Genomic DNA, 25145 nt, shown 5'->3' with positions numbered 1-25145 from the left:
CGGACCGTTCGTCCCGTCCCGTTGGACGAACGGTCCGTTCACTCCTGCCGTGGCGTCGTCATGCCGGCGGATGCGGGACGAGTTCCGGGCCGTCGAGCCGGAGCCCGCGCCCGCGCAGGTAGGCACGCCCGCCCTTCCGCAGCGCTACGACCAGCGCCAGCAATGTGACCACCAGCAGCACGTCGTCCAGCAGCGGCACCACGTCGATCGGCAGGTAGATCGCCATCAGCACCCGCAGCGCGGCGTCGACGAGGAACGCGCATCCGCAGATCGCGGTGCCCGCCCGCAGCAACCGCCGCAGCGGAGCGGAACTCGCCCAGCTCGCCGCCCAGGCCTCGCGCTGTTCGCGATCGGACACGAGCCGGGTGCCTTCGTAGAGGAACGGCCGCCGGAGGAACAACGTGATCAGCAACCACAGCCCGAGCGCGGCCGTGCCCCAGGCGTCGCGAACCAGCAGCACCCGGGGGCTGCCCGCCACGAACGACATCCCCACCGTCAGCAGCATCGTGGCGAGCACGAAGATCGTCACTCCGCTGAGCCGCCGCTCGACGCGGATCTGCTGCACGGCCCCCGCCAGCGACAACGCGGAGCCGAGCAGCAGCGCCACCAGCTGGTCGACACCGAGCGCGCGGGCTCCGTAGAAGACGATCAGCGGCCCGATGAACTCGTACAGCATCGCGCCGGTCAGCAACCCGATCCACGGTCGTCGTCGCATCGTGTTCTCCCCCATGGACGGATCAATCCTGTTCGGTGGCGCGGGTGAAGGCGTCGACGACTTCGCGGGTGTAGCCGTCGAAGTCGAACCCCGGATCGTCGCGCAGCCGTTGGGCGGCGGCGTCGACGGCGCTGCGGATCAGCACGGCCATCGCCCGCGGGTCGAACTCGCGGAACTCCCCGGAGCTCACTCCGTTCGCGAGCATCTCTTCCAGGCTGCGCACGCTGAACTCCTGCGTGCTCGACGAGGTGTGCGGCTCGCCGGCCCCGGTGCGCAGGTGCGGCCCGATCTCCGCCAGCGCCACCAGGTCGCGCGGGTGGTCCCGCAGGAAGCGGAGGTTGGCCTGCAGGTAGGCCCGCAACCGGCCGGTGGCGGTGCTCTCCCGCTCGGTGCGTTCGTGGATGTAGCGGGCGCCCGCGTCGAAGACGTCGTGCGCGATCTGCCGGATCAAGTCGTCCTTGCCGGCGAAGTGGTAGGAGATCATCCGCGGGCTGCTCAGCCCGGCGCGTTCGGTGATGCGCGCGAACGAGGCACGCGCGTAACCCACTTCGGCGATCGTGTCGATCGCCGCCCGCACGATCTGTTCCCGCCGGGCCGTGCTCGTGATCGAGCGTTCCACGCCGCCTCCTTGATTTATCCATCTGAATAAAAGTTACCCCACGTGGATAAATCCTGGAAGCGGACCTCGCGGGAACGTCCCGCCGATGCGCCGGATACCGCAGCGGGCGATCAGCCGGGTGACGAGCCGACGCTGCGCCCGGTGGCCGATTTCGCCCTCACCGCACCGGAACGCTCGTCCCGCGACAGCGGGCGGCGCTACGCTTCCTCAAGATCATCACGATCGCCGCCCCCGTACCGAGGAGCCCCGACGAAGATGACCGACGATCAGCTCCCCGCCCCGGCGAGCTCCCGCCCGGTGCCGCCCGAGGTGGACACCTCGGTGCCCAGCGTGGCCCGGATCTACGACTACGCGGTCGGCGGCAAGGACAACTTCCGCGTCGACCGCGAGGCGACGCACGCGATGCTCGACGGCGTGCCGGACATCGTCGCCACGGCGCGCGCCAACCGGGCCTTCCTCGGCCGCGGGGTCCGGTACCTGGCCCGCGAGGCGGGGATCCGGCAGTTCATCGACTTCGGCAGCGGCCTGCCCACGCAGCTCAACGTGCACCAGGTGGCGCAGCGGGAGAACCCGGAAGGCCGGGTCGTCTACGTCGACAACGATCCCGTGGTGCTCGCGCACGGCCGGGCGCTGCTGTCGGAGGACCAGCGGACCACGGTCATCCAGGCCGACATGGCGCGGCCCGGCGCGGTGCTGGAAGACCCGGCGACGCGGCGGCTCATCGACTTCGACGAACCGGTGGCGGTGCTCTACGTGTCGGTGCTGCACTGCCTGCCCGACGAGGCGCGACCGGACCGGGCCGTCGCCGCCATGCTCGACACGGTCCCCCGCGGCAGCCACCTGATGATGTCGCACCTGGTCAGCGACGACGCGGGCGCCGCCGACTTCCTCACCCGCTTCATGACGGAGCAGACCACGTGGGGCCGCGTCCGCAGCGAGGCGGAGGTCACCGCCTACTTCGACGGGCTCGACGTCGTGGCGCCCGGACTGGTCGACATCACGCGGTGGCGGCCCGACGCCGAGCAGCGGCCGGTGGACTCGCCGTTCGACCACGAGATCCCGTCCCGCCCGGAGCTGGAGGGAAAGATCTGGGAATTCGGCGGCATCGCCCGGAAGCCTTGAGCGACCGGACGTGCTCGCCGGCGACGCGCCCCGAGCAGCGCCGCCGACGCGGGACCGACACCCCGGCCAGGCTGATGAGCTGGGCCGATACCATGGCCGCGTGAGTGAAGCGGTGGACGAGAATCACGAGGACCTCCCGGAGCAGATGCGCATCCGGCGGGAGAAGCTGGACCGGCTGCGGGAGAACGGAGTCGACCCCTACCCGGTCGGCTATCCGCGCACCACCTCGATCGGTCCCGTCCGCGAGGAGCACGACGGGCTCGAACCCGACGTGGCCACCGGGGACCGCGTGTCGGTCACCGGCCGGGTGATGCTGTACCGCACCGGCGGCAAGCTGTGCTTCGCCACCATCCGCGACGACAGCGGCTCCATCCAGATCATGCTCGCGCTGGACAAGGTCGGCGCCGAGTCGCTGGACGCGTGGAAGGCCGAGATCGACCTCGGGGACCACGTCGGCATCACCGGTGAGGTGATCACCTCCAAGCGCGGCGAGCTCTCGATCATGGCCGACGAGTGGGCGCTGACCTCGAAGTGCCTGCGCCCGCTGCCGGAGAAGCACAAGGGGCTCACCGATCCCGAGGCGCGGGTGCGGCAGCGCTACGTCGACCTGATCGTCAACCCCGAGGCGCGGCAGCTGGTGCAGCAGCGCGGCAAGGCGGTGCAGGCGCTGCGCTCGGTGCTGCTCGACCGCGACTACCTCGAAGTCGAGACCCCGATGCTGCAGCAGGTGCACGGCGGCGCCACGGCCCGGCCGTTCACCACGCACATCAACGCCTACGACCTCGACCTGTACCTGCGCATCGCGCCCGAGCTGTACCTGAAGCGGCTCGTCGTCGGCGGCGTGGAGAAGGTCTTCGAGATCAATCGCAACTTCCGCAACGAGGGCGCGGACTCCACGCACAACCCCGAGTTCACGATGCTGGAGTTCTACGAGGCCTACGGCGACTACGACACGGCCGCCGAGCTCACCGCAGAACTCTTCCGGCAGGCCGCCAAGGCCGTGTTCGGCGACTTCGTGGTGCGCCACCCCGAGCACGGGGACATCGACCTGGGCGGCGAGTGGCCGTCGATCACGCTCTACGGCTCCGTCGGCGAAGCGCTCGGCACCGAGATCACCCCGCGCACGCCCGTCGAGGCGCTGCGCGAGCTGGCCGACGCGAAGGAGATCGCGTGGGACCCGTCGTGGGGTCCGGGCAAGCTGGTGGAGCACCTGTTCGAGGAGCTCGTCGAGCACACGCTGGTGGTTCCCACGTTCGTCCGGGACTTCCCGCTGGAGACGAGCCCGCTCACCCGGCAGCACCGGGACGATCCGCTGCTGACCGAAAAGTGGGACCTGATCGGGTTCGGCATGGAGCTCGGCACCGGGTTCTCCGAGCTCGTCGACCCGGTGGAGCAGCGGCGCAGGCTCACCGAGCAGTCGCTGATGGCCGCGGGCGGCGACGCCGAGGCCATGCAGCTCGACGAGGACTTCCTGCGCGCCCTCGAATACGGCATGCCGCCCACCGGCGGTGTGGGCATCGGGATCGACCGGATGCTGATGGCGTTCACCGGCAGGGGCATCCGGGACACCATCCTGTTCCCGATGGTCAAGCCGAACTGACCTCGCGGCCCAGGTGGGTGCCGTCGCACCCACCTGGCCACGCCGCTGGACGACTCCCCGAACCACGGTCCCCCGACTGGTGCTCCCCGGTGGCGAGGCCCCCGCAATTTCGCGAGAAATCGTTCACCTCCGGAGCCGTGAACTGCGGTTTCCTTGGTCCCGTCGTGCGATTTCTCGCGAAATTGCGGCAGTTGGGTGGGTGAGGTCCGGTCAGGTGAGCACGGTGCGCGGTGGTTCGGGTCAGCTCGGTTGCGGGGCCGGGGGGATCGGGTCGCCGCAGGCTTCGCCGCGGCAATCCTGCAGCTCGTCGAGGCGCCCGTCGAGGAACGCGCGCACCTCGGCGTAGCGGGCGTCGTCGTGCTTCGAAGCCAGCTCGTGCGGGTCGATCGCGAGGTCGTAGAGCTCGTGGGCCCCGCTGACGTAGCGGACGTAGAGGTAGCGCTCGGTGCGGATCGCCTCGTAGGCCGCGTCGAGCACCTGGCTGTGATCGTCGCGCGGCTTGCCCGGACCGGGCGAGGCCGTGCCGTCCTGGTCCAGGTCACCCGCTCCCGCCGCGAGCCCGACGGACACGTCCTCCGCGGGCGCCCCGGAACCGCCCGGTCCGCCCGGCCGCACCGGAGTGTGGAACGCGCCCTCCCCCGCCTCGTGCAGCAGCGGCCTGCCGGTGCGCAGCCGCGGGTCCTGCGCGAACGGCAGCAGCGACCGCCCGTCCAGCGCGAGCGTCGGTTCCGCCTGCCCGATGTCGGCGATGGTCGCGGTGAGGTCGGTGTTCGTGCTCAGCTCCCGCGCGTGCGTGCCCGCCGCGAGGCCCGGACCTCGGATCAGCAACGGCACGTGCGCGGCGGCCTCGTGCGGCAGGAACTTGCCCGTCGGCACCCGGTGCTGGCCGAAGAAGAACCCGTTGTCCGAGGCGAACAGCAGATAGGTGTTCTCCAGCTGCCCGTTCGCGCGCAGCGCGTCGACGAGCCGCTGCACCGCCTCGTCCACCGCGAGCAGCGACTCCAGCCGGAGCCGGTAGCTCTCGGTGATCTCGGTATCGGTGTTCACCGCGATCGACGGGTATTCCTGCAGGAACCGCGGCTTGTCGCTCATGTCCGCCTCGCCGTAGGACGGGTCGATCGGCACCTGCTCCTCGGAGAACGCGCCCTGGTGCCGCAACGCCGGACGCGGTCCGCGGCCCACGCGGAAGAAGTCGCCGTTGGTGGGCGCGCCGTGCACGTTCTCCCCGTGCGGGGCGAGGAAGGCCAAGCTGAGGAAGAACGGCTCACCTGCGGCGGACCGCCGGTTGATGAAGTCGATCCCCTTGTCCCGGTACACGTCGGTCTGGTACAGCGCCGGGTCCTGCACCCACGGGTCTCCGTAGGTGCGCATCGTCCCGTTCTCGTTGAGCCGGTAGCCGTACATGTCGTAGGTGGTCGGGTCCACCGATCCGCGCCATTCGTCCCAGCCCGGCGGCACGTGCGTCTCGTCGGTCTTGCCGTAGCCGTTGGGGTACTTGCCGATGTGCGAGGTGGCGTAGCCGGCGCGCTGCATCCAGACGGGCAGCGTGTTCGCCTCGTCGAGCATGTCGTAGCCGCCCAGCGGGGCCGCGTTGTGCCGCACCCCGTTGTTGTGCGCCAACTGTCCACTGAGGAAAGTCGAGCGGGACGGGCAGCACAGCGGGAACGACGCGTAGTACTCGTCGAACGTGACCCCGCCGAGCCCGAGGATCCGCTGCACGTTCGGCATGAACCGCATGCTGTCGAGCCACTGGTCGTCGGTCATCACCATGACGACGTTCGGTTTGCCCGCCGGAACCCGCGGTTGCGCGGCGGGACGCGTGGCGGTGCACCCGGCGAGCACCGCTCCGACGATCAGCAGCAGTGCCAGCGGCGCGCGAGACGATCCGGAAAAGGAGCGGAATCGGGCCATGTTCCCGTTTTCCACGGAATGCGGCGGAGAAGTCAAGATGCCGGCCGGACCAGAACACGATCAGGCGCATCTCATCGGGTAGTCCTGCACCGTTGAATCGATCCGGCTCGGCGCGTTCGCCGTTGAACGCGCGACCAGGAGAATCAGTAGCCGTCGCCGCCGAAGAACGTCTCCTCCAAGTGGTCGGCGGTGTCGGCGACCAACTGCAGCGGGTCGAGGAACTCGTTGATGTCCAGATTCAGCAACGGCAGCGAATGCCGCAGCACCACGTGCTCGCCCATGATCACGGCACCGCACACCACGGAGGTCTCGCCGATCTCCTTGAGCAGCAGGTGCAGGTCGACGTCGGCGACCAGCCCGCACACCGAGGCGACCTGGACCCAATCCTCCTGCTTGTCCAGCACTTCGCGGCAGACCATGATGACCTGGCTGCGGTCGTCCTCGTATTCGATGAGGATTCGGATCTCGTCGCCGGTGTCCTCGATGACCCGGTATTCGGATCGGACAAATGCGGCAATGTCGTTCCACGTGGCCAAGGTGCCCCCAAGGTCGTCGATTCTGCCGCCGCGAGACTAGTGCACGCGAACACCGACCGGGAACACCACGACCGCATGATCCGGTTGCGCCGAATGCCTTGCCACGAACGGCTTTTCCACCACTCCGCGCGATCACCCCGAGCCAGGCCGGCACCACCGTCGAAGTCAACGGACCGTTCGCCCAATCCCGTTGGGCGAACGGTCCGTTGACTCCACCCCCATCCGCACCGCTCGCCCGCACTGCCGAACCGAGTGAACGGACCGTTCGACCAATCCCCTTGGACGAACGGTCCGTTGACTCCGAAACCACGCGCCTCACCGCACTCTCGGCGCACCTCCGGCTCGGGTGAACGGACTCTTCGCCCAACCCCGTTGGGCAAACGGCCCGTTGACTCCAACCCCATGTCCGCACCCGGACGACCGCGCTGCCGAACCAGGTGAACGGACCGTTCGACCAATCCCGTTGGGCGAACGGTCCGTTCACTCCGAACCACGTGCCTCACCGAGCGCTCGGCGCACCTCAGAACCGGGTGAACGGACCGTTCGACCAATCCCGTTGGGCAAACGGTCCGTTCACTCCGAACCACGTGCCTCACCGAGCGCTCGGCGCACCTCAGAACCGGGTGAACGGACCGTTCGTCCAAACCCGTTGGGCGAACGGTCCGTTCACTGCTGTCGGGGTCAGCGGTGGGATGGGAATTCGACGACTTGCTGGTAGGTGGGGCGGTTCTGCCAGCTGATCGGGTCGTGGGCGATGCCGCCGATCTTGTTCTGGATGATCGAGTCGGCGCACCACTGGTCGCCGGGCTCGCAGTCCGCATCGCCCGGATACGTCTGCTCCGCCGGTGTCGCGTCCGCCTCGGCGAGGCTGTCGACGAGCGCTTGGCGGCAGGCGTCGAGGCTCCCGTCGCCGCACAACGAGTTCCCCGGCCCCGGAGCTCCCTGCCCGAATCCGCCGGGGACGTCCTCGCCGAGCGCGCCGCGCAGGTTCTTCGACACCTGCCCGTACCAGCCGGTCAGGAACGCGGATCCCTGGTGGGCCTGCCCGACGTGCTCGCCGGGTTCCTCGTTCTGCCACCCGGAGGGCGATTCGTTGATGTGCTCGGCCGCGGTCAGCGCCTGGTACGCGTCCGCGCCGACCGCGGGTTCGAAGGTGCCGCGCACCAGCAGCGGCCACCACGCGTCCATGAGCTCGATCGCCTCGGCGTGGGCGTACTCGCGGCTGCCGGGTTCGGTCTCGGTGCGCAGTCCGCCGTCGTTGAGCCAGTCGCGCAGCAGGTCGATCCGCGCGGTGAGCTCCGGGTCGTCGTTCGGGGCGCTGTCGAGCACCTTCAGCAGGTCCGGCAGCACCCGCTCGGCGCGCAGGTCGGCCAGTGCGGCCTCCTCCATCGCCTGGGTGAGCCCGACCCGGTCCACGCCGCCTTCGGCGACGAGCCCGCGGACTCGGGAGTCGAGCAGGTCGCCGCGCTGCACGGCTCCCTTGCTCCAGTCGGCGCCGCTGGTGCCGGGAGCCTGCTTGTTGTTCCAGCTGACGAGGTAGTCCTGGTCGATGGTGCGCGGGTGCTCCTCGAACGGCGCGTAGTCGGCCGTGTTCCCGTCGGGGTTCCAGCCCTGCCATTCGAATTCGGGGTCGGAGACGACGGGCATCGCCGGGTCCACCTCGGGGTTGCGGACCACGTTGTCGCCGGAGTTGAAGTGCGCGATGTGCTCGGAGTCGGCGTAGAACCAGTTGAACGTGTAGTTCACGTCTTCGGCGGCGCGCTGGAACGCCTCCGGCGAGGTGATCTCGGCGGGGTCGTTGAAGCGCTGGAAGCCGATGATCGAGTCGACCTCGTGCTGGAAGGTCGAGCGCACGGTGCTGTAGGCGACGGGCTTGCCGTCGATGGTGGCGCGGTGCGTCACCGGGCCGTAGCGGGTGCGGAACGAGACCAGCCGGTAGGACCCGGCCGGGGTGTCGTCGCCCAGATTGGGTTCCCAGGAGTTCTGCCGTTCGACCTGCTGCATCGGCAGGCATTCCCCGCGGAACAGGTAGTGGTCGGAGTCCTTGGTGACGGGTCCGCCGTCGGGTGAGCACAGTTCGACGGCGTAGGTGTCGACGATGTCCTGCGCGGCCGTGGTGGCGCTCCACGAGTAGTCCTGGCCGCGGCCGAGCAGCGTGTAGAAGCTCAGGCCCGCGAACGAGGCGCCCTTCGACGAGATCCCCGGCCCTTGGAGTTCCTGCAGGGTCAGCAGCTGCGGGGCGAAGTAGCCGGTCTGCGGGCCGAACACGGCGATCGGGTTGCCGCTGTCGGTGTGCTCGCCGGAGACGAGCAGCGCGTTGGACATGCCGCGCGGTTCGGCCATGTCGGCGGGGACGACGCCGTCGTCGAACATGCCGCGCAGCGCTTCCGCTTGGGCGGCCGGGTCGTTCTGGCCGGGAGCGCCTTCCGGCCGCACGACCGGGGTCTGGCGCTGGCCGTCCTGCTCGGGTTCGGTGGCGGAGCCGGTGGGGTCGAACACGAGCTGCTGCTCGGTGACCGAGCCCGGATCGGGCATCGCCGCGCCTCGCGGGTTCTCCGGGGAGACCGCGTACGGGAACGAACCGTCGTGGACGGTGGGGATGGATTCGGGGTCGTTCTCGGCGCGGAAGGTGCGCCACACCTGCTCGCCGCGTTCGGGCCCGAAGCGCTCGTGCAGCGACATCCGCGCGACCGCTTGCTGCACCTCGTTGCCGCCGCCACCGCCGAACTGCGCGCCCACCAGCGAGGCGAGCACGACGAGGTCGGTGAGCTTGAACGGCTCGATCTCCCCGGCGTTGGTGATGGGGTCGACGTGCCCGGTCGCCACGTATTCGCCGGGGAAGTAGCGGCCGTCGTGGGCTTCGCGGATGTAGGTGTTGATGCCGTCCACGTAGGACTTCGCGTCGGCGAGGGCCTGCTCCCCGCGCGGGCCCGCGCTGCGGGCGGTTTCGATCTGCTGCTCCAGCTCCCGCTCGGTGTAGGGCGAGGTGGCGAAGAAGTCCTGCTCCAGCTCGCGGTTCGCGGGGGCGCCGCCGGCGAAGGAGCTGACCTCGCCGCGACCGGCTCGGCGCAGCACGTCCATCAGGAACAGCTTGTCCTCGGCCGTCGTGTAGCCGGCGCCGAAGGTGGTGCCGTCGCGGGTGTCGCCGTAGACGTGCGGGATGCCGGCGGTCTTGTCCCGGACCACGGTGACGTCTTCGCGCGGGTTGTAGGTGCGCTCGACGTCGTCGGGTCGCACGCCGAAGGAGTTGTCGTTGAAGAACTCGTTGATGGTGCCGGTGGTGAGCTTCGAGTACCCGGCGGCCAGCTCGTCGTAGGGCGCCGTCTGGTCGGCGGAGTGCGGCGGTTTCGTGCCGAGCAGCAGGTGCCCGGCTAGCTCGGCCAGCGTGGCGTTGCCGTTCTGGCCCGGCGGAAGGATGTGGTGGCACTGCCCGCCGCAGTGGTCCGGCACCTGCGGCACGTCCGGCGCGGGCGCGGTGAGCGGCGCCGCCTGCTCGGGAGCCGCGGCGGCGGAGGGGGTCACGATCAAGGCGCCGAGGACGGCGCCGACGCTGAGCGCCGCCACGGTTCGCTGCCCGGCCATCTGCGAGTCCTCTCGTCGTCGTCGACGCCGGACGCTAATCGAACACCAGCGAAAATGAAATCAATTCACGTTCTTCGGAGCTCCAGGTTGGGCCGTCCGAGTGAACCGAGCGCCCCGAATGCTCATGTGCGTGACAACGAACGCCGGACCGAGAGCGCAGCTGCTATCCGGCATCCGGTCGCACGACCACGTCCTCGGGCCGCGACGGCACGGCCCGCACCGGCTCGACCGGCCGCAGGCCGCGCCGCACCCGGCGTTCGCGCCGCGACTCGGCGATCTCCCGCACCACCACCGCAGCCGCGTGCGGCAGCAGGTCGGATCCGCGCCGCACCAGCCACGGCACACCCCGGAACACCAGCCAGGCCAGGTGGTGCCACGGCGTGATCCGGGCGCCGCCGGAACACCGCAGGCTCACCGGTTCCGGCACCCGGTACCCGGCGGCGAGCAGCCGCTGCGCCATGGCCCGCGCCAACCGCCGGTGCCCGAGCTCCGAGGGGTGCAGCCGGTCCACCGACCAGGTGCCGAGCTCGTACGCGCCGGGCAGCGCGTCCAGGTCCACGCACTGCGCGCCGTAGCGGGCGACCACCTCGTCGAGCACCGCGTTCACCTCATCGATCCGCTTGCGCAGCGCGCGGCGCAGCGGCGCGGGCAACCGGAACACCCGCCCGTGGTCGTGGTACCGCGCGGTCACCACGACCGCTCCCGCCGCGGTCAGCTCACCGATCACCACGTCCAGCCGCCGCAGCAGCAGCACCGGGTCGAAGTCGGAGCGCAACGTGTCGTTCATGCCGACGACCAGCACGGCGGCGTCGGGCCGCAGCCGCAGCGCGGCGGGCAGCTGCACGTCGTGCACGTCGCGCACCCGCGCGCCGGAGGTGGCGAGGTTGGCGTACCGGATCCGGCCGGGCCCGCCCAGCGCGTCGGCGAGCAGCAGGGCGAAGCCGCGCCACCCGCCGCCCGGCAGCCGATCCCCCATCCCGAGGGTCGTCGAGTCGCCCAGCGCGACCAGGGCGCGCACCGGCCGCCCGGTCGCGGATCCCGTTGCCCGCTCGCTCACGCGCTTCACCTTCACCGCCGCGGGCTCACCCGCGGTGAGGAGCCGGTGGCCACCCGGAGACGACTCGGCGAACTCCTCGGCCAGTGATCAGCTCGGCCGGTCAGTCCACAGTGGAGCGCACGGTCCGGTTCTCGTTCCACTGCGAGTGCTGCCGGGCCAGCGCTTCCCACAGGCGGTTCAGCGGGTGCGCGCCGTCGTGCTGCTCGCGCTCGCCGCCGCGGGCGAAGGCGCCGACCAGCACCTCCAGCTTCGGTTCGAGGTCGCCGAGCACGTCCAGCGCGCGCAGGCCGCGACCGTCGGGCAGCCGCCCGTCCATCGCCGCCTCCGCCACGCCCCGGGTGACCAGCATGCAGCCGTGCAACAGCCCGGAGCTGAGCAGTTCGAAGCCGTAGCGCACGTCGTCCACCTCGCCCGCCACGTTCAGCGCGCTGCGGTAGTCCGCGCCGAACCACCCGCGCAGGAACTCCGCGACGAGCCCGCTGCCCGCGATGACCAGCGGCAGCCGGGGCAGCGCCGCGGCCCGCACCGCCGGCCCGGCCACCAGCCGCCGATCGAGGTTCGTGACCAGGGTGAGCCCGCTGCGGCGCCACTCCAGCACGTCGAGCCCGTCCGGGTCGGCGCCGACGTGGGTGAGCGTGCTGCCGCAGACCAGGTCGACCTCGTTGGCGCGCAACGCTTCCAGCAGATTCCGGGTCCGCAGGTGCACGACCTTCAGGTCGACGCCGTCGGCGCGGAAGTCCGCCGCGACCTGCTCCACCGCGGGCGTGAGGAAGCCGAGCGTGAACCGGGTGGTGCCCACCCGCAGCGAGCCGCCGACGCGCCGCCGGGAATCGGTGACGACCTCCAGCCAGTCGTCGAGGGTGTCCCGCGCCCGTTCGACCAGCGCCTCACCGGTCGCGGTGAACAGCGCGTCCTTGCCCCTGCCCTGCTTGAGCACGAGCGCTTCCCCGCACAGCTCCCGGAAGTTGCGGTTGAGCGTGTCCAGCTGCTTCTGCACGCTGGACTGCTCGCGCCCGAGCAATCGGGCCGCGGCCAGCGCGGTGCCCGCCTCGTGCACCACCACCAGCGTCCGCAGCTGGTCCAGGGTGGTGTCCAGCAGCGGTTGCGGGGCCCGTGCCCGCCGCTGCTCGCCTTCGGCCACTGCGATCTCGGAGGATCCGGGTAACGGCATGCGTCCTTCCACAGGTGCGGTGTCGCCCGCTCATGGCGCACCATGGCGTGATTCGACCGCTGCGCGCGCTGGGCGACTGACGGCCCTCCCCGGGGCGAGTCTATCCCCGGGAACTGATCTCGACTGCACGCCACATGTTCCTCGGGATTGTTCGCCGTTTCGCTGGAAACGGGTCCGCCGGTCGTGCCAACCTGATCGCAGCGGCACGGGGGAACGCCGCGAGGCATCCGGGGGGTCGGATGACCTGGGGGAAGCGGGGGCCCGGATTCCGGGTCCCCGCAACATCATTCACCGGATCGGCGCAGCGCGGCACTGCTCCGCGAGGGTTGCCCGGACCGCTCGCGGGTGCACCCGACGTCGCGTGCGCGCCGGTGTTCGGGTGGTTCACGAATACCTGATCGAGCGACGATTTTTCCGCCCCAGCCCCATATTCTGGCGTTCATGTCGAACTCTCCCCGTGCCCGAGCGTTAGCGGCCGAGGTCCGCAAGGTGCGCAAAGACAAAGGGATGTCCCAGGGAGTGCTCGCCGAACAGCTCGGCTGGAGCATCGCGAAGATCAGCCGCATAGAGACCGCGCAGCGCGGCATCGGCGGCCCGGACCTCGCGGCGGTGCTGGCGGCGCTGAGAGTGCGCGGCAAACGCCGCGAGCAGTTGCTGACGATGGCGGAGGAACTGGGCCGGCCGTCCTGGTGGGAGGCGATGGCCGGGCTCTCCGCGCACACCCGCGCCTGCATCGACGCGGAGCAGCGCGCGACCCGGCTCACGGAACTCAGCCTCGGCTACGTGCCCGTCCTGCTGCAGACCCGCGGCTACGCCACGGCGGTCTGCGCGGCTTCCGGCGGCAGCACCGGGGAAATCGACGAGCGGGTCAACGTTCGCCAGGTGCGTCAAGGGATTCTGCACAAGGCCACCCCCGTCGAGCTCACCGCCTACCTCGACGAGTCGGTGCTGACCCGCCCGGTCGGCGGGCCCGCCGTCACCGGTGGGCAGTTGCGGCACCTGCTGCGCTGCGCGGAGGCCCCGAACATCACCGTGCGGGTGCTGCCCACTGATCTCGGGGTGCACGCGGGCCTCGGCGGTCCGTTCACGTTCATCGAGTTCAGCCACGGCATCGCGACCGTGCTGCTGGAGAGCCAGGAGTGCGGCCTGCTGCTGGACGGCCCCGATCGGGTCGCGTCGTTCCGCGACTCCGTCGACGACCTGGACCGGGTCGCCCTCGGCGCGACCGAGTCCCGAGCCCTCATCGGCGGCTACGCGGCGAAGTTCGAAGACCGCTCCCTCCGCCAACCCACTTGACCCCCCGTACGACGCGAAGCGGGGCGGCCCCGAAGGACCGCCCCACGAAATCCCCGCACAAAACAGTTGTTCTTCTGAATTCTTGCCCGCAGTCGGTCTTCGCGGCGAAGCCGTGCCTGTAAGCGCGTCAGCGCTCAGCCCACGTGCAAGAGCCGACCACCGGCGGGTTCTCAGCGTTCCTCTCGCGAGGACAGCGATTTCTCTCGTAGCGGAGGCCACTAGTGAAATCGATCCCGCAGCGAGAGGAACGCTGAGGTTCCGCTACCCGGCCACCCGAGAAGGACGACCGGAATTCGTTCAGCTGTTGATCTGCTCGGTGAGGACGTCGTTGTAGGCGCCGACGCGGGCGTACACACCGGGCTTGCCGGGTCGGGCGCAGCCTTCGCCCCAGGAGGTGACGCCGATGAGGCGGCCGTCGGCCACGATCGGACCGCCGGAGTCGCCCTGGCAGGCGTCGACGCCGCCCTCGGGCAGGCCGGCGCAGACCATCGAGTCGGGGCTGTACTCGGCGTAGCCCGCGGAGCAGTCCGCGTCGGAGCTCACCGGCACGGTCGCCTGCTGGAGGCTGTCGGAGGTGGAGCCGCCCTCGCTGGTGGTCCCCCAGCCGAGCACGGTGGCGTCGGTGCCGGGGGCGTAGCCGGCGTCGTCGGCGGTGGCGAGCTCGATCGGAGCTTCCTGCACCGGGGCGGCCAGCGTCAGCACGGAGACGTCGAAGCCCTGGGTGGCGTCGGTGTACTCGGGGTGCACCCACACGTCGCTGACCTCGGAGACGGTGCCTTCGGAGCCGCTGATGTTCGTCTGCCCGCTGAGGACGTTGATCTCGCTGGGCTGCGAGCCGGTGGTGCAGTGCGCGGCGGTGACGACCTTGGTCTCGGAGACCAGGGAGCCGCCGCAGAACTGCTGGCCGCTCGGCGTGAGCAGGGCGACGACGAACGGGTTGTCGGCGATGTCGGCGTCTTGGCCGCCGACGACGTACGGGGTGACGTCGGCCGGTTCGGCCTGCGCGGCCGAGACGGACACGGTGGCGGCGGCCGAGAGGGCGACCGCGACGACTCCGGCGAGCCGGGCCAGGCGACGGGGGGCAGCGACCATCTTGATCTCCTCGATCTCGAGTCCGGGGCGATGGGGCGGCCCGGACGTCGTCGTTGTCGGGTGAACCGGAGCGCGCCGATTCGGTCCCGGCTCCTCCACGAAACGGGCCGGTGCCCGCCTCGCTGCCAAGAGGAAACTGTTCGCACCATAAGCGGAACGGCATTCGGCCCAAAAGTGCCGGTATTTGCCGTTTTCACAGTGATTGTTCGACAATCCGCGATTCGCCCGGTCGGCGGTTTTCCGCGGATGCGGCGGCGCGCGAAATGGAACGAATACGGGAGGTGCCCCACTGGGAAGAACGGGGATACCGGCCCGCGGCCCCGGCACGCCCCGAACGCACCGAGGCCGCGGACCGACCGCGACCAGTACTCCCGCCGGTCGCGGCTCAACCACCGGTCCCCGGACCGTGGCGAGCGCGCCCACCGGGCCCCGACTGCCGCTGTGGCGAGCGCGCTGGTTCCGGTGTACCGAACGACCGATGGAATATTCCAGAGCCGTTCGGGGGAGCCTGCCGCGGAGCGCGTTGAACTACTCGGCCTAGAGCCGCGCTGACCAGCGACATCGACCGAGATCACAGATCAGTTGCAACCCGCGGCGCGGCACCCCGCGGCGGGCCGCCGCGCGCCCGCGCACGCGCGACCGCCGGAACGCACCTCGTACCGCGCGGCGCGGGCTAGCACAGCCCACCGGGTCAGGTGCCCCGCCCGGCACTGGCACAGAACGTTCAGGGAATTCCCTCGAAAAACCGAACGGAATCAATGCGAAACACGCTGATTACGTTCCGAGCTGAACGCGTCCTTGACACCGCACGCACGCGGAACTCAGTATTCGACGAGCATCACGAGCGGGTCGGCCCGATACCGGCGGGCACCGCGCGGGGGGCATAACATCCAGCGGCCAGAACGGGAATGGCACTGTGACCTCAATTGCGCACCAGCTTTCTCTGAACGAGAATTTCGCTCCCCCGTTGCCTGGCGTCAGAGAAGCCGCCGAAGCGACTCTCGGAGAACTCAACCTCACCCCGGACCCGTTCTCCACCGACCTGGTCCGGCGGATCGCCGAGCACCACGGCGTGCCCGCCGGGCAGGTGCTGGCCGGGGTCGGCTCCGGCGCGCTGCTGCAGCAGTTCCTCCAGGTCCACGCCGGTCAGGGCGCCGAAGTGGTGCACCCGTGGCCGTCGTTCGAGATGTACCCGCTGATGATCGGCAACGCCCGCGCGACGGCGGTCGGCGTGCCGCTGCGCGACGACGCCCACGACCTGGACGCGATGGCCGCCGCGATCACCGAACGGACTCGGGTGGTGCTGCTGTGCAATCCGAACAATCCGACCGGAACGGTGCTCGGCACCGGCGAGATCACGCGATTCCTCGACCGCGTTCCGCAGGACGTGCACATTGTGATCGATGAGGCTTACGTCGACTTCGCCGAGACCGGTTCGATTGCCGACGGACTCGAACTAGCCCGAACGGACGAGCGGGTGACGGTCGCCCGGACCTTTTCCAAGTCCTACGGGCTGCTGGCGTTGCGCGTCGGATACCTGCTCGCCCCCGAATCGGTGCTCGCGGCGTTGAAGCCGAGCGCCCTGTTCTTCCGCGTCAGCGCCCCCGCGCAGGCGGCGGCGACCGCCGCGCTCGACGCGACCGAGGTGATGCGCCGCCAGTGCGCGGCGGTCGCCGCCGAACGCGACCGGCTCCGCGACGGGCTGCTGGCCTGCGGATTCGCCGTTCCCCCCAGCGGCGGGAACTTCCTGTGGCTGCCGCTGGGCGCGGAGAGCTCCCGGTTCGTCGAGCTGTGCGCAGCCCACGACATCGTCGTGCGGGTGACCGCCGAGGCCGGGGTGCGCCTGACCGTCGGCACCGCGGAGGTCAACGACCTGGTGCTCAAGGTCGCCGCCGAATTCGCGGCCGAGCAGAGCGGGCCGACCCGATGACCGCGCGGACCACCGACGCCGCCGACGACCTGGCGGCCGGTCCCGAGGCCGTCATCGCCGCCTCCCCCATCGCCGCCGAGCTGCGCGCCGAACTGGAACGCCGCTGGAGCGCGGGCACCGACCACATCGGGGACATCGCGCGCTACGCGCTGCTCGCGCCGGGCAAGATGCTGCGCCCGCTGATGCTGGTGGCCACCGCGGAATCCGTCGGCGGCGACCGCGCGGCGGTGCTGCCCGCGGCGCTGTCCGTCGAATACCTGCACGTGGCCTCGCTGGTGCACGACGACATCATCGACGGCGACGAGCTGCGCCGCGGCCGGCCGTCGGTGCCCGCGAAGTTCGGCGTCGCCGACGCCATCGTCACCGGCGACGCGCTGATCCTGGGCCTGTTCGACACCCTCGCCGAATGCGGGCTGCCCGCCGAGGCGGTGCTGGGCGCGGTGCGCGCGGTCGCCGCCGCGGGAGTCGACCTCTGCCGCGGGCAGGCGCTGGAAGCCGAGCTCCTGCGGGATCCGGCGTGTCCGCCGGAGCGGTACCGGCGGATGGCGGCGTTGAAGACGGGTGCCCTGTTCCGGGCGGCGTGCCGATCCGGCGCGATCCTCGGCGGCGGCACCGCCGAGCAGGTCGAGGCCGCCACCCGGTTCGCAGAGCGGGTCGGCGCGGCCTTCCAGATGCGCGACGACCTGCTGCCCTACCTGGCCGACAGCAGCGTCACCGGCAAGTCCGCCGACAGCGACGCGGGGAACATGCGCCCCACCTTCCCGGTGATCGTGGGCCACCGGATGGCGGGCCCGCAGGACCGCGCGGTGCTCGTCGACGCGCTCAGCGGCACCCGGTCTCCCGCGGAGTCCTTCGCGCTGCTGCGGGAAGTGCTGGAGCGGCTCGGCGCCGTCGAGCACGCCGCCGAGCAGGCCGAGGACGAGATCCGCCGGGCGCACGCCGAGCTGGACGCGCTGCCGGTGGCGGAGGGCACCCGGTTGCTCGCGGCGGTGGCGGACCTCGCGATCCACCGGGACCGGTAGCCGTGGCGGCGTCGACATCCGCGCTGCGCCGCGGGATCCGGGCGCACGTGGAGACGTGGCGGCCGTACACGACCTGCTACCCCGCCATGGTCGGTTCGGCGGGCGCGGCGCTGGCCGGGGGCGGCTGGGGCGTGCAGGTGATCGCGGCCGTGGTGGTGCCGACCTTGGGATGGCTGTCCGGGCACTACCTGGGCGACTACTTCGACCGCGAGCTGGACGCCATCGACAAGTCGCAGCGCCCCATCCCGTCCGGCCGGTTGTCCGCGCGCACCGCGGTGGTCTGCGGCGTGGCGTGCGCGGTGGCGGCCACGCTGCTGACGCTGCTGGTGAACTGGCACGCGCTGGTCCTGGTGGTGGTCGCGACCGGCGGCATCGTCGCCTACAGCCGGTTCTGCAAGGCCCGCGGCCTGTCGGGGAACCTGGTGCGCGGCGCGTTGACGGCGCTGGCGCTGGCCGTCGGCGCGCTGCTGGCGGCGGACCGGTTGCCGTGGACGATCGCCGTGTTCGCGCTGGTGCTCCTGCTGCACGACGCGGCGTCGAACCTGGTCGGCACGATGCGCGACGTCGAAGGGGACCGGGCGGGCGGCTACCGCTCGGTGCCGGTGCGCAGCGGGGTCCGGGCCGCCGTGCGGATGTCGTTCGGGCTCTACGCCGCGGCGATGCTGATCGTGCTGGGAGCCGCGGGCTACGTGCCGGACCCGACGGGCTACTACCTGCTGGCGGCGCTGGCGGCCTGCGCCGGGACGGCCGCGTTCTCGCTGCTGTTCGAGCACGTCGACGACCTGCCGCCGCGGAAGGCGTTGCAGGCGCACAAGATCCTCGTCGCGGAGCGGCTGGTCCTCACCGCCGCGCTGATCGCGGGAGGCGCCGGCGCGTGGATCGCGCTGGCGGTGCTGGTGCCCGCGCTGGCGTTCAGCCTCAGCACCCAGGCCGCGCTGCGCACCGGCCACGAATTCCCGCCCCCGATGGAACAACGGAAGGCGACGCTGCCATGACGACCCTGCAGGCCGAGGAGATCTCCCGCGTGATCGACGCCGCGGCGGAGGCGGTGTTCGCCGTGCGGCGGCCGGACGGCGTGTTCGACTACGGCGGCGACGGCCTCACGTCCACGTTGAGCACGGTGGGCGCGGTCAGCGCGCTGCACTTCGCCGATCCGCACGGTTCGGCGGACCTGATCGAGCGGGGCGTGGCGTGGCTGCGCGCACGGCAGTCCGCCGGTGGCGGCTGGAGCATGATCCCCGGTGAGCCGGACGAGCCGGGTCCGACGGCGGTGGCCGCGGCGACGCTGCACCTGGTCGCCCCGGACGACGCGGCGGACGCGGTCGCGGCGGGGCTGCGCTGGATGCGGGAGTTCGGCGGGCTGGAGGCGATCCCGCATCCCGAGGTGACCGCGTGGTGCCGCCAGTTCTACTCGTTCGTCGGCTGGCTCGAGATCGACGAGATGCGGCGCTTCCCGCTGGAGCTGACCTTGCTGCGCGGGCCGTTCCAGCGGCTGTTCGACCTGCGGGCGCCGATGGTCTGCGCGCTCGGCCTGGCGCAGGCGGCGCACCGCAAGCAGACGCCGCTGACCCGGCTGCTGTCGAAGGCGGGCACCCCGCGGGCGTTGTCGATCATCCGGCAGGTCTACGAGCACGAGGGCAGCACCGGCGGCTGGTGCGAGGACGCCTGGGTGACGGGCCTGATCTGCGGTGGCCTGGCGCGCGCCGGGCTCGGCGAGGACATGGTCGCGGGCGCGGTGCGCTGGTTCCGGGAGCAGGCCAACGACGACGGTTCGTGGAACAGCGGGCCGCTGGAGCTGACCTGGTCGATGTACGCGGCGGGCGGCCTGCTGGAAGCGGGTTACGCGACCGACGAGCGGCTGCTGGCGACCCGCGAGATCTTCCTGCGCGACCAGCAGGACCGGCCGTTCACCGCGTTCGGCTGCCCGCCGGGCTTCTGGGGCTGGTCGGGCGCCCGCGGCTGGCCCGCTTCGCTGGAGACCGGCGAGATCATGTCCGCGCTGGCGCGCTACCCCGGTGACCGGCACCGGCCCGCCCTGGACGCCGGGGCCTCCTGGCTGTTCGCGCAGCAGGACACCCGCGGCTCGTGGGGGTTGTGCGTGCGGAACACGAAGGTCGCCAACAGCGGCCCCTGCCCGCACATGACGGTGCAGTCGCTGGACGGGCTGCTGGATTCCGGGGTGCCCGCGAGCGATCCGCGCGTGCAGAAGGCCGTGACCTGGTTGCAGAGCGCGCAGCAGCCGGACGGCAGCTACGAATCCGTGTGGTACCGGATGCACACGGCGGGCACCTCGGCGGTGCTGCAAACGCTGGTGCGGGCCGGTGCGGGCGAGTCCGACGCCGCGCGCGGCGCCCGGGACTGGCTGATGCGCGCCCAACTCGCCGACGGCTCCTGGGGAACCGGCGGCGACGAGCCCGGCACCGTCGAGGAGACGGCCTGGGCCGTCGGCGCGCTGCTGGTGGCGGGCTCGGGCACCGCCAACGCCGAGGTCCGGCGCGGCGTGCGCTGGCTCGTCGACGCCCGCCGCCCCGACGGTTCCTGGCCGGCGGCCCCCGTCAACGAGTACGTGCGCCACGTGTCCCGCTACGCGAACCGGGCCTTGGCCAACGGGTTGGCGCTGCGCGCGCTCGCCCGCTACCGCGACCGCGCTGGGAGGGACTGATGGACGCCGACGTGGTGGTGTGCGGTGCCGGGGTCGGCGGTCTCGCCGCGGCCTGCGCGCTGAGCACCCGCGGTTTCCGGGTGCTGCTGCTGGAGAAGCAGGCCGGACCGACCCGGGTGGCGAAGGGCGAGGTGCTGCAACCCGGTGCGCTGCGGGTGCTGCGGGACTGGAACGTGGCGCAGCGCCTCGAACTGCGCGGCGGGCTGCGGCTGGCGCGGCTGGTGGCGCGCGATTCGGGCGGGGCACCGCTGATGGCGCTGGACTACGAGCGGCTGCGCGACGAGGAGCGGTGGCTGCTCGCCCACGACTACCCCGTGATCTTGGACGCGCTGGCGGACCGGCTCGACGGCTCCGTGGAGTTCCGCCGCGGCGTGCTCGTGCGCGACCTGCTGCGCGACGCCGCCGGACGGGTCGACGGGGTGCGGATCAGCGAAGGCGGGCAGGAACGCGATGTCCGCGCGAAGCTCGTCGTCGCCGCCGACGGCCTCTCCTCGCGGCTGCGCAAGGCCGCCGGGATCGCGGTGCACCGCGACGAGTACCCGCACCGGCTGGCCGCCTTCGACATCGCCGACGCGCCGCCGGTCGAGCAGGACTTCTCGGCGTACGTGAGCGAATTCGGGCTGCGGCTGCGCTACCCGCTGCCCGGCGGACGGGTGCGCCTCTACGTGCAGGTCCGGCCCGATGAGCTGCGCGGGCTCGACGAGGACGGCATGGCCCGCTGGATCGACCGGCTGGTGGGCGGCACGCCCGCGCTGCACCCGCTCGCCGACGCGCTGCGGGCGAGCGCGGCGAACCGGCAGGTGCTGCCGGTGTCCCGATTCCTCGCGCCCAGCCTGGGGATTCCGGGGCTGGCGCTGGTCGGCGAGACGGGCCACGCGGTGCATCCGATGGCGGCGCAGGGCATGAACACCTCCATCACCGACGCCGAGAGCCTCGCCGGGCACCTGGGCAGCGGCGAGCTCACCGCAGCCTCGGTGGACGCGGGAATCCGCTCGTACCAGGCCGAACGACTCCCCAAGCTGGTCCACATCGGACAGACGAGCCACAACGCGGCGCGCATGATCACGGACCTGTCCTGGGCGGGGCGGGTCGTGGGGCGGCGCGCCCTGCGGTTCACCGGCGGCAACGACCGGCTGCGCTACACCGTCATGCACAACATGGCCGGGCTCGGGCAGCACCAGCTGTCGCTGCTCGACCGGCTGCACCAGGTGGGAGTGCTGCCCGACCCGCGGGCCCGGCGGCTCCCGGCCTGGGCATGAGCGGCGCCCAGGCCGGGTGCGGTCCGCTAGGCGGCTTCGCACTCCACGAGCACCAGCCCGCCGTCCCAGCTGCGGCTGCCCCGCACCGCGAGACCCGCTTCCGCGGCCAGCACCTCGAAATCGCGCACCGACCGCTCGCGACCGCCGAGCAGCGACAACGACTGGAGGTCGAACGAGGAGTTGTTCTTCGCGTGCTCCTCCCCGGCCAGCACCTCCACCACGAGGACGCGGCCACCGCTGCCCGCGGCCTCGGCGCAACGGCGCAGGATGCGCACCGCGTCGGCGTCCGGCCAGTCCGTGAGCACCCGCGACACGACGTACCGGTCGTAGCCCGCGGGCAGCTCGTCGAAGAAGCTGCCCGGCACGAACTCGGCGCGGTCGCGCACCCCGGAGCCGTCGAGCGCCTCCGCGGCCTCGGCGGCCACCGGCGGCAGGTCCAGCACCGCGCCCTCCAGGTGCGGCTGCCCGCGCAGCACCTCGACCAGCAGCGCCCCCACTCCGCCACCGATGTCGATCACGTTCTTGACCGGCGCCCAGTCGTACTCGGCGGCCAGCAGCGGACCGGTCTGCCAGGCGTGCGCGGCCATGATCGCGCCGAAGAAGCCGCGCAGGGCGTCGTCGCGCTGGTAGTCGTCCCAGAACGGCACGCCGTGCACCGGTTCGTAACCGGACCGGCCGGTGCGCACCGAATGCGCCATGCCCGCGTAGGCCAGGTCCATCTTCGCGCCCGGACCGTCGAGGGCCAGCCACTTCTTCTGCCAGGCGCTGTCCTCCCCCAGCAGGTGCCGGGAGACGTCGGTCAGCGCGAAGCCGCCGTCCTGCTCGGCGAGGAACCCGATCGCCACCAGATGCCGCAGCAACCTCGCCAGCGAATCGGCGTCCGTCCCGGTGGCCGCGGCGAGATCGGCGAGCCCCGTGGTGCCCTCCGCGATCCGGTCCGGCACGCCGAGCGTCACCGCCGCGCGCACCGCGAACGGGGTGGCGAGATCGGTCAGCGCCGCCAACCGCGCGCCGGGATCCGTGGTCTCCGAAGCCATACTGGTGCACTCCTGTTCCTGCTGCGAATGCGTGCGCTCATGCCGCGGGCGCCGTCGCCGCGCGAACTCAGAGCCAGGGGGAAATCGCCACCGGAAACCGATTCCGGTACCGCGAGCATCGCACCACATTCCCTTTTTGGTCAAGAATTTTCGCCACCACGGGCAGCGCGCACTCGAATCGCTGATCCGCCATTCCGCACGCGCATTGTTCTCAGTTCCACCGAGAAAGGGTCGTCATCATGGTTGCTCCCATTCAGGACACCGACCTGGAGGTCCGTCCCATCAGCGGCGCGCTCGGCGCCGAGGTCCGCGGCATCGACCTGAACGACCTCTCCGACCAGGTCTTCCAGCGAGTGCACGAGCTGCTGCTCGAACACCTCGTGCTGTTCTTCCCCGAAGCGGCCGGACTCAGCCCGCAAGCGCACATCGACTTCGGCAAGCGACTCGGCGAACTCGAAGTGCACCCCTTCCTGCCGAAGCTCGACGGGCACGACGAAATCGTCGTGCTCGATTCCGCGCAAGGCGCCAAAGCCGACGTCTGGCACACCGACGTCACCTTCAGTCCCACCCCGCCCGTGGCCTCGATCCTGCAAATCGTGCAATGCCCCCCGTTCGGCGGCGACACGATGTGGAGCAACCAGTACCTCGCCTACGAAGCGGTCTCGGCACCACTGCGGGACATGCTGGACGGCCTCACCGCGATCCACGTCTTCGAGCACCCCAACGGCTCGTTCCGCAGCGAAGCCGAACACCCCGTGGTCCGCGTGCACCCCGAGACGGGCCGGCGCTCGCTCTACGTCAACCGCATGTTCACCCGCCGCATCCCGCAGCTCGACGCGACCGAGAGCGACCTGCTGCTGCGGCACCTCTACACCCTCGTCGAACACCCGAGCCACGTGTGCCGCTTCCGCTGGACGACCGGCGCCATCGCCATGTGGGACAACCGCGCCACCCAGCACTACGCGATCAACGACTACGCGGAGCGACGCGTGGGCCAGCGCGTCACCATCCTCGGCGACACCCCCACCGGTGACACCCCCCGCTGGCCCCACCACGACGGCGCCCACTCCGCAGCAACCACCCTCCGCGCCCAATCCTGACCCGCCCCAAGTGAACGGACCGTTCGACCAACGGGACTGGACAAACGGTCCGCTCACTCCACCCCGCCACCCGAGGCAACCGAGTCAACGGACCGTTCGACCAACGGGATCGGACAAACGGTCCGTTCACTTCAGACGCCCCCGGCGGCGTCCCCACACCCGCCGCACGACCGACGGGAGCGAGTGAACGGACCGTTCGACCAACCGCATTGGACAAGCGGTCCGTTCACTCCACCCCGCCAGCGCTCGCCGCTCCCGACCACCTCGCGTCCGCCTGGAGGTCTGGAGGTCTGGAGGAGTGAACGGACCGTTCGTCCAACGGGATCGGACAAGCGGTCCGGTTACTTCAACCCGGGCGGCTGCGGGTGGGGTGCCTTCGCGGGGCGGCCGGCGGCTGGTGGGGATGAGTCAACGGACCGTTGGTCCAATGGGATTGGACGAACGGTCCGTTCACTCCGAAACCGCGGCGGGGTGGTCAGCCGGCGAAGGTGTGGGAGCGGAGGCCGGTTCCCGCATCGGGCAGGACCAGCACCGCGCCGTCGGCCGGGGCGGGCTCGGCGAGGCCTTCGCGGGCGGTGGTGATGTACAGGTCGGTGAGATCCTCGCCGCCGAAGCAGCACCCCGTCGGCCGCTGCGACGGCAGCGGCACCGTCCGGTCCACGCGCCCGTCGGGCGCGTAGCGGCGCACTTCGCCGCGGTCCCGCACGGCGACCCACACACCGCCCTCGACGTCGGTGCACAGCCCGCCGGGTTCGCCGTCGACCTCGAACGCGGGGCGCCGCTCGGAGGCCGCGCCGGTCACGGGGTCGACGGTGAGCGCGTCGACGCGCCGGGTCGCGCCGTCGGCGAAGTACAGGACGGTGTCGTCGGGGCTCCAGGCCAGGCCGTTGCCCGCGGAGATCCCGTTGAGCACCACGTGCGCGGCGCCTCCGGCGTCGACCCGCACGAGCCAGCCGTCGCCGTGCTCGTCCTCGGGCACGGTGTTGGCCCACACCCGCCCGCACGAGTCGACGGTGGTCTCGCCGCCGCGGAACCCGTCACGGGCCCAGAAGGTGAGCCAGGTGCGGCGTTCCCCGTCCGGGTCGTAGAGCGCGATGCCTTCGTCGAAGTGCAGCAGCAGCCCGCCGCGCGAGCGCGGTTTGGCGGCGCTGACCTGCTGCGGCACCTCCATGGAGTGGTCGGTGTCGTCGGGCGCGTAGCGGTGCACGGTGCGGGACCGGAGGTCGGTCCACAGCAGGCTGGCGGTTCCCGCGTCCCAGGTGGGCCCGTGCCCGAACTGCGCTTCGGCTAGCACGGCCTGCTCGGCCCGTGCGGTGGTGTGCACCGCTCATACCTCCAGCGATCAGCTTCGGCGACGGTGCGGGAGCCTATCTGGCGCCGATGACGAGTCCGGGTCATCCCCGAGTCACCGCTGACCCGATCCGCGTAATCTCG

Annotated in this window: 19 protein-coding genes; 9 read left to right on the top strand and 10 right to left on the bottom strand. The window is 71.3% G+C overall.

Annotation, left to right across the window (positions count from 1 at the left end; translation table 11 throughout):
* Window positions 1-58: 58 nt before the first annotated feature.
* Both BJ969_RS03705 and BJ969_RS03700 read right to left on the bottom strand, forming a co-directional pair.
* Window positions 59-715, bottom strand: coding sequence for a VC0807 family protein (locus BJ969_RS03705; protein ID WP_221315699.1), 657 nt, complete (start codon window positions 713-715; stop codon window positions 59-61).
* Between the two features lie 22 nt (window positions 716-737).
* Window positions 738-1334: a TetR family transcriptional regulator gene (locus BJ969_RS03700; RefSeq protein WP_184477317.1), complete on the bottom strand. Its 597-nt coding sequence runs from the start codon at window positions 1332-1334 to the stop codon at window positions 738-740.
* Window positions 1335-1589: 255 nt separating this feature from the next.
* Between BJ969_RS03700 and BJ969_RS03695 the strand changes: the two genes are divergently transcribed.
* Window positions 1590-2456, top strand: coding sequence for an SAM-dependent methyltransferase (locus BJ969_RS03695; RefSeq protein ID WP_184477315.1), 867 nt, complete (start codon window positions 1590-1592; stop codon window positions 2454-2456).
* 100 nt (window positions 2457-2556) lie between these two features.
* Window positions 2557-4056 carry a bifunctional lysylphosphatidylglycerol synthetase/lysine--tRNA ligase LysX gene (lysX, locus tag BJ969_RS03690; protein WP_184477313.1) on the top strand — a complete coding sequence of 500 codons (1500 nt, stop codon included), beginning with the start codon at window positions 2557-2559 and terminating at the stop codon, window positions 4054-4056.
* 240 nt (window positions 4057-4296) lie between these two features.
* Here lysX and BJ969_RS03685 read toward each other — a convergent pair whose 3' ends face one another.
* The 5 genes from BJ969_RS03685 to BJ969_RS03665 form a co-directional block, all read right to left on the bottom strand.
* Window positions 4297-5967 (bottom strand): sulfatase family protein, encoded by a 1671-nt coding sequence (locus BJ969_RS03685; protein WP_184477311.1) that lies wholly within the window; start codon window positions 5965-5967, stop codon window positions 4297-4299.
* A gap of 143 nt (window positions 5968-6110) precedes the next feature.
* On the bottom strand, window positions 6111-6503 hold the full coding sequence (locus BJ969_RS03680; protein ID WP_184477309.1) for a hypothetical protein: 393 nt from the start codon (window positions 6501-6503) through the stop codon (window positions 6111-6113).
* Between the two features lie 681 nt (window positions 6504-7184).
* The gene (locus BJ969_RS03675) at window positions 7185-10085 is read right to left on the bottom strand and encodes a penicillin acylase family protein (protein ID WP_184477307.1); all 2901 of its coding nucleotides are present in this window, start codon (window positions 10083-10085) and stop codon (window positions 7185-7187) included.
* A gap of 163 nt (window positions 10086-10248) precedes the next feature.
* On the bottom strand, window positions 10249-11142 hold the full coding sequence (locus BJ969_RS03670) for an SGNH/GDSL hydrolase family protein (protein WP_343071201.1): 894 nt from the start codon (window positions 11140-11142) through the stop codon (window positions 10249-10251).
* Window positions 11143-11242: 100 nt separating this feature from the next.
* A complete protein-coding gene (locus BJ969_RS03665; RefSeq protein ID WP_184477305.1) occupies window positions 11243-12313 on the bottom strand; it encodes a LysR family transcriptional regulator in 1071 nt (356 codons plus the stop codon).
* Between the two features lie 441 nt (window positions 12314-12754).
* Here BJ969_RS03665 and BJ969_RS03660 point away from each other — a divergent pair, with 441 nt between their 5' ends.
* A complete protein-coding gene (locus BJ969_RS03660; RefSeq protein WP_281398291.1) occupies window positions 12755-13609 on the top strand; it encodes a helix-turn-helix domain-containing protein in 855 nt (284 codons plus the stop codon).
* A 297-nt stretch (window positions 13610-13906) separates the two neighbouring features.
* Here BJ969_RS03660 and BJ969_RS03655 read toward each other — a convergent pair whose 3' ends face one another.
* Window positions 13907-14701, bottom strand: a complete 795-nt coding sequence (locus BJ969_RS03655; protein ID WP_184477300.1) for a S1 family peptidase — start codon at window positions 14699-14701, stop codon at window positions 13907-13909.
* A 916-nt stretch (window positions 14702-15617) separates the two neighbouring features.
* Between BJ969_RS03655 and BJ969_RS03650 the strand changes: the two genes are divergently transcribed.
* Genes BJ969_RS03650 through BJ969_RS03630 form a run of 5 tightly spaced genes read left to right on the top strand, consistent with a single transcriptional unit; the run spans window position 15618 to window position 21574 of the window.
* Complete coding sequence (locus BJ969_RS03650; protein ID WP_184477298.1) at window positions 15618-16631, top strand: histidinol-phosphate transaminase; 1014 nt, start codon at window positions 15618-15620, stop codon at window positions 16629-16631.
* Window positions 16628-17653: a polyprenyl synthetase family protein gene (locus tag BJ969_RS03645; RefSeq protein WP_184477296.1), complete on the top strand. Its 1026-nt coding sequence runs from the start codon at window positions 16628-16630 to the stop codon at window positions 17651-17653. Before BJ969_RS03650 ends, BJ969_RS03645 begins: the two co-directional genes overlap by 4 nt.
* Window positions 17654-17655: 2 nt before the next feature.
* Window positions 17656-18648 carry a UbiA family prenyltransferase gene (locus tag BJ969_RS03640; protein ID WP_343071200.1) on the top strand — a complete coding sequence of 331 codons (993 nt, stop codon included), beginning with the start codon at window positions 17656-17658 and terminating at the stop codon, window positions 18646-18648.
* Window positions 18645-20315, top strand: coding sequence for a prenyltransferase/squalene oxidase repeat-containing protein (locus BJ969_RS03635; protein WP_184477294.1), 1671 nt, complete (start codon window positions 18645-18647; stop codon window positions 20313-20315). Before BJ969_RS03640 ends, BJ969_RS03635 begins: the two co-directional genes overlap by 4 nt.
* Window positions 20315-21574 carry an FAD-dependent oxidoreductase gene (locus BJ969_RS03630; protein ID WP_184477292.1) on the top strand — a complete coding sequence of 420 codons (1260 nt, stop codon included), beginning with the start codon at window positions 20315-20317 and terminating at the stop codon, window positions 21572-21574. Before BJ969_RS03635 ends, BJ969_RS03630 begins: the two co-directional genes overlap by 1 nt.
* A 26-nt stretch (window positions 21575-21600) precedes the next feature.
* Here BJ969_RS03630 and BJ969_RS03625 read toward each other — a convergent pair whose 3' ends face one another.
* Window positions 21601-22611: a methyltransferase gene (locus BJ969_RS03625; RefSeq protein WP_184477290.1), complete on the bottom strand. Its 1011-nt coding sequence runs from the start codon at window positions 22609-22611 to the stop codon at window positions 21601-21603.
* Between the two features lie 239 nt (window positions 22612-22850).
* On the opposite strand from BJ969_RS03625, the gene BJ969_RS03620 reads away from it, so the two are divergent.
* Window positions 22851-23711: a TauD/TfdA dioxygenase family protein gene (locus BJ969_RS03620; protein ID WP_184477288.1), complete on the top strand. Its 861-nt coding sequence runs from the start codon at window positions 22851-22853 to the stop codon at window positions 23709-23711.
* Window positions 23712-24186: 475 nt separating this feature from the next.
* On the opposite strand, the gene BJ969_RS03615 is transcribed toward BJ969_RS03620, so the two are convergent.
* The gene (locus tag BJ969_RS03615; protein ID WP_184477286.1) at window positions 24187-25035 is read right to left on the bottom strand and encodes an SMP-30/gluconolactonase/LRE family protein; all 849 of its coding nucleotides are present in this window, start codon (window positions 25033-25035) and stop codon (window positions 24187-24189) included.
* Window positions 25036-25145: the final 110 nt, after the last annotated feature.

Origin of the sequence: Saccharopolyspora gloriosae (assembly GCF_014203325.1) — a bacterium.
In the GTDB taxonomy this organism is placed as follows: domain Bacteria; phylum Actinomycetota; class Actinomycetes; order Mycobacteriales; family Pseudonocardiaceae; genus Saccharopolyspora_C; species Saccharopolyspora_C gloriosae.
This window is presented reverse-complemented; position numbering and strand designations above follow the sequence as displayed.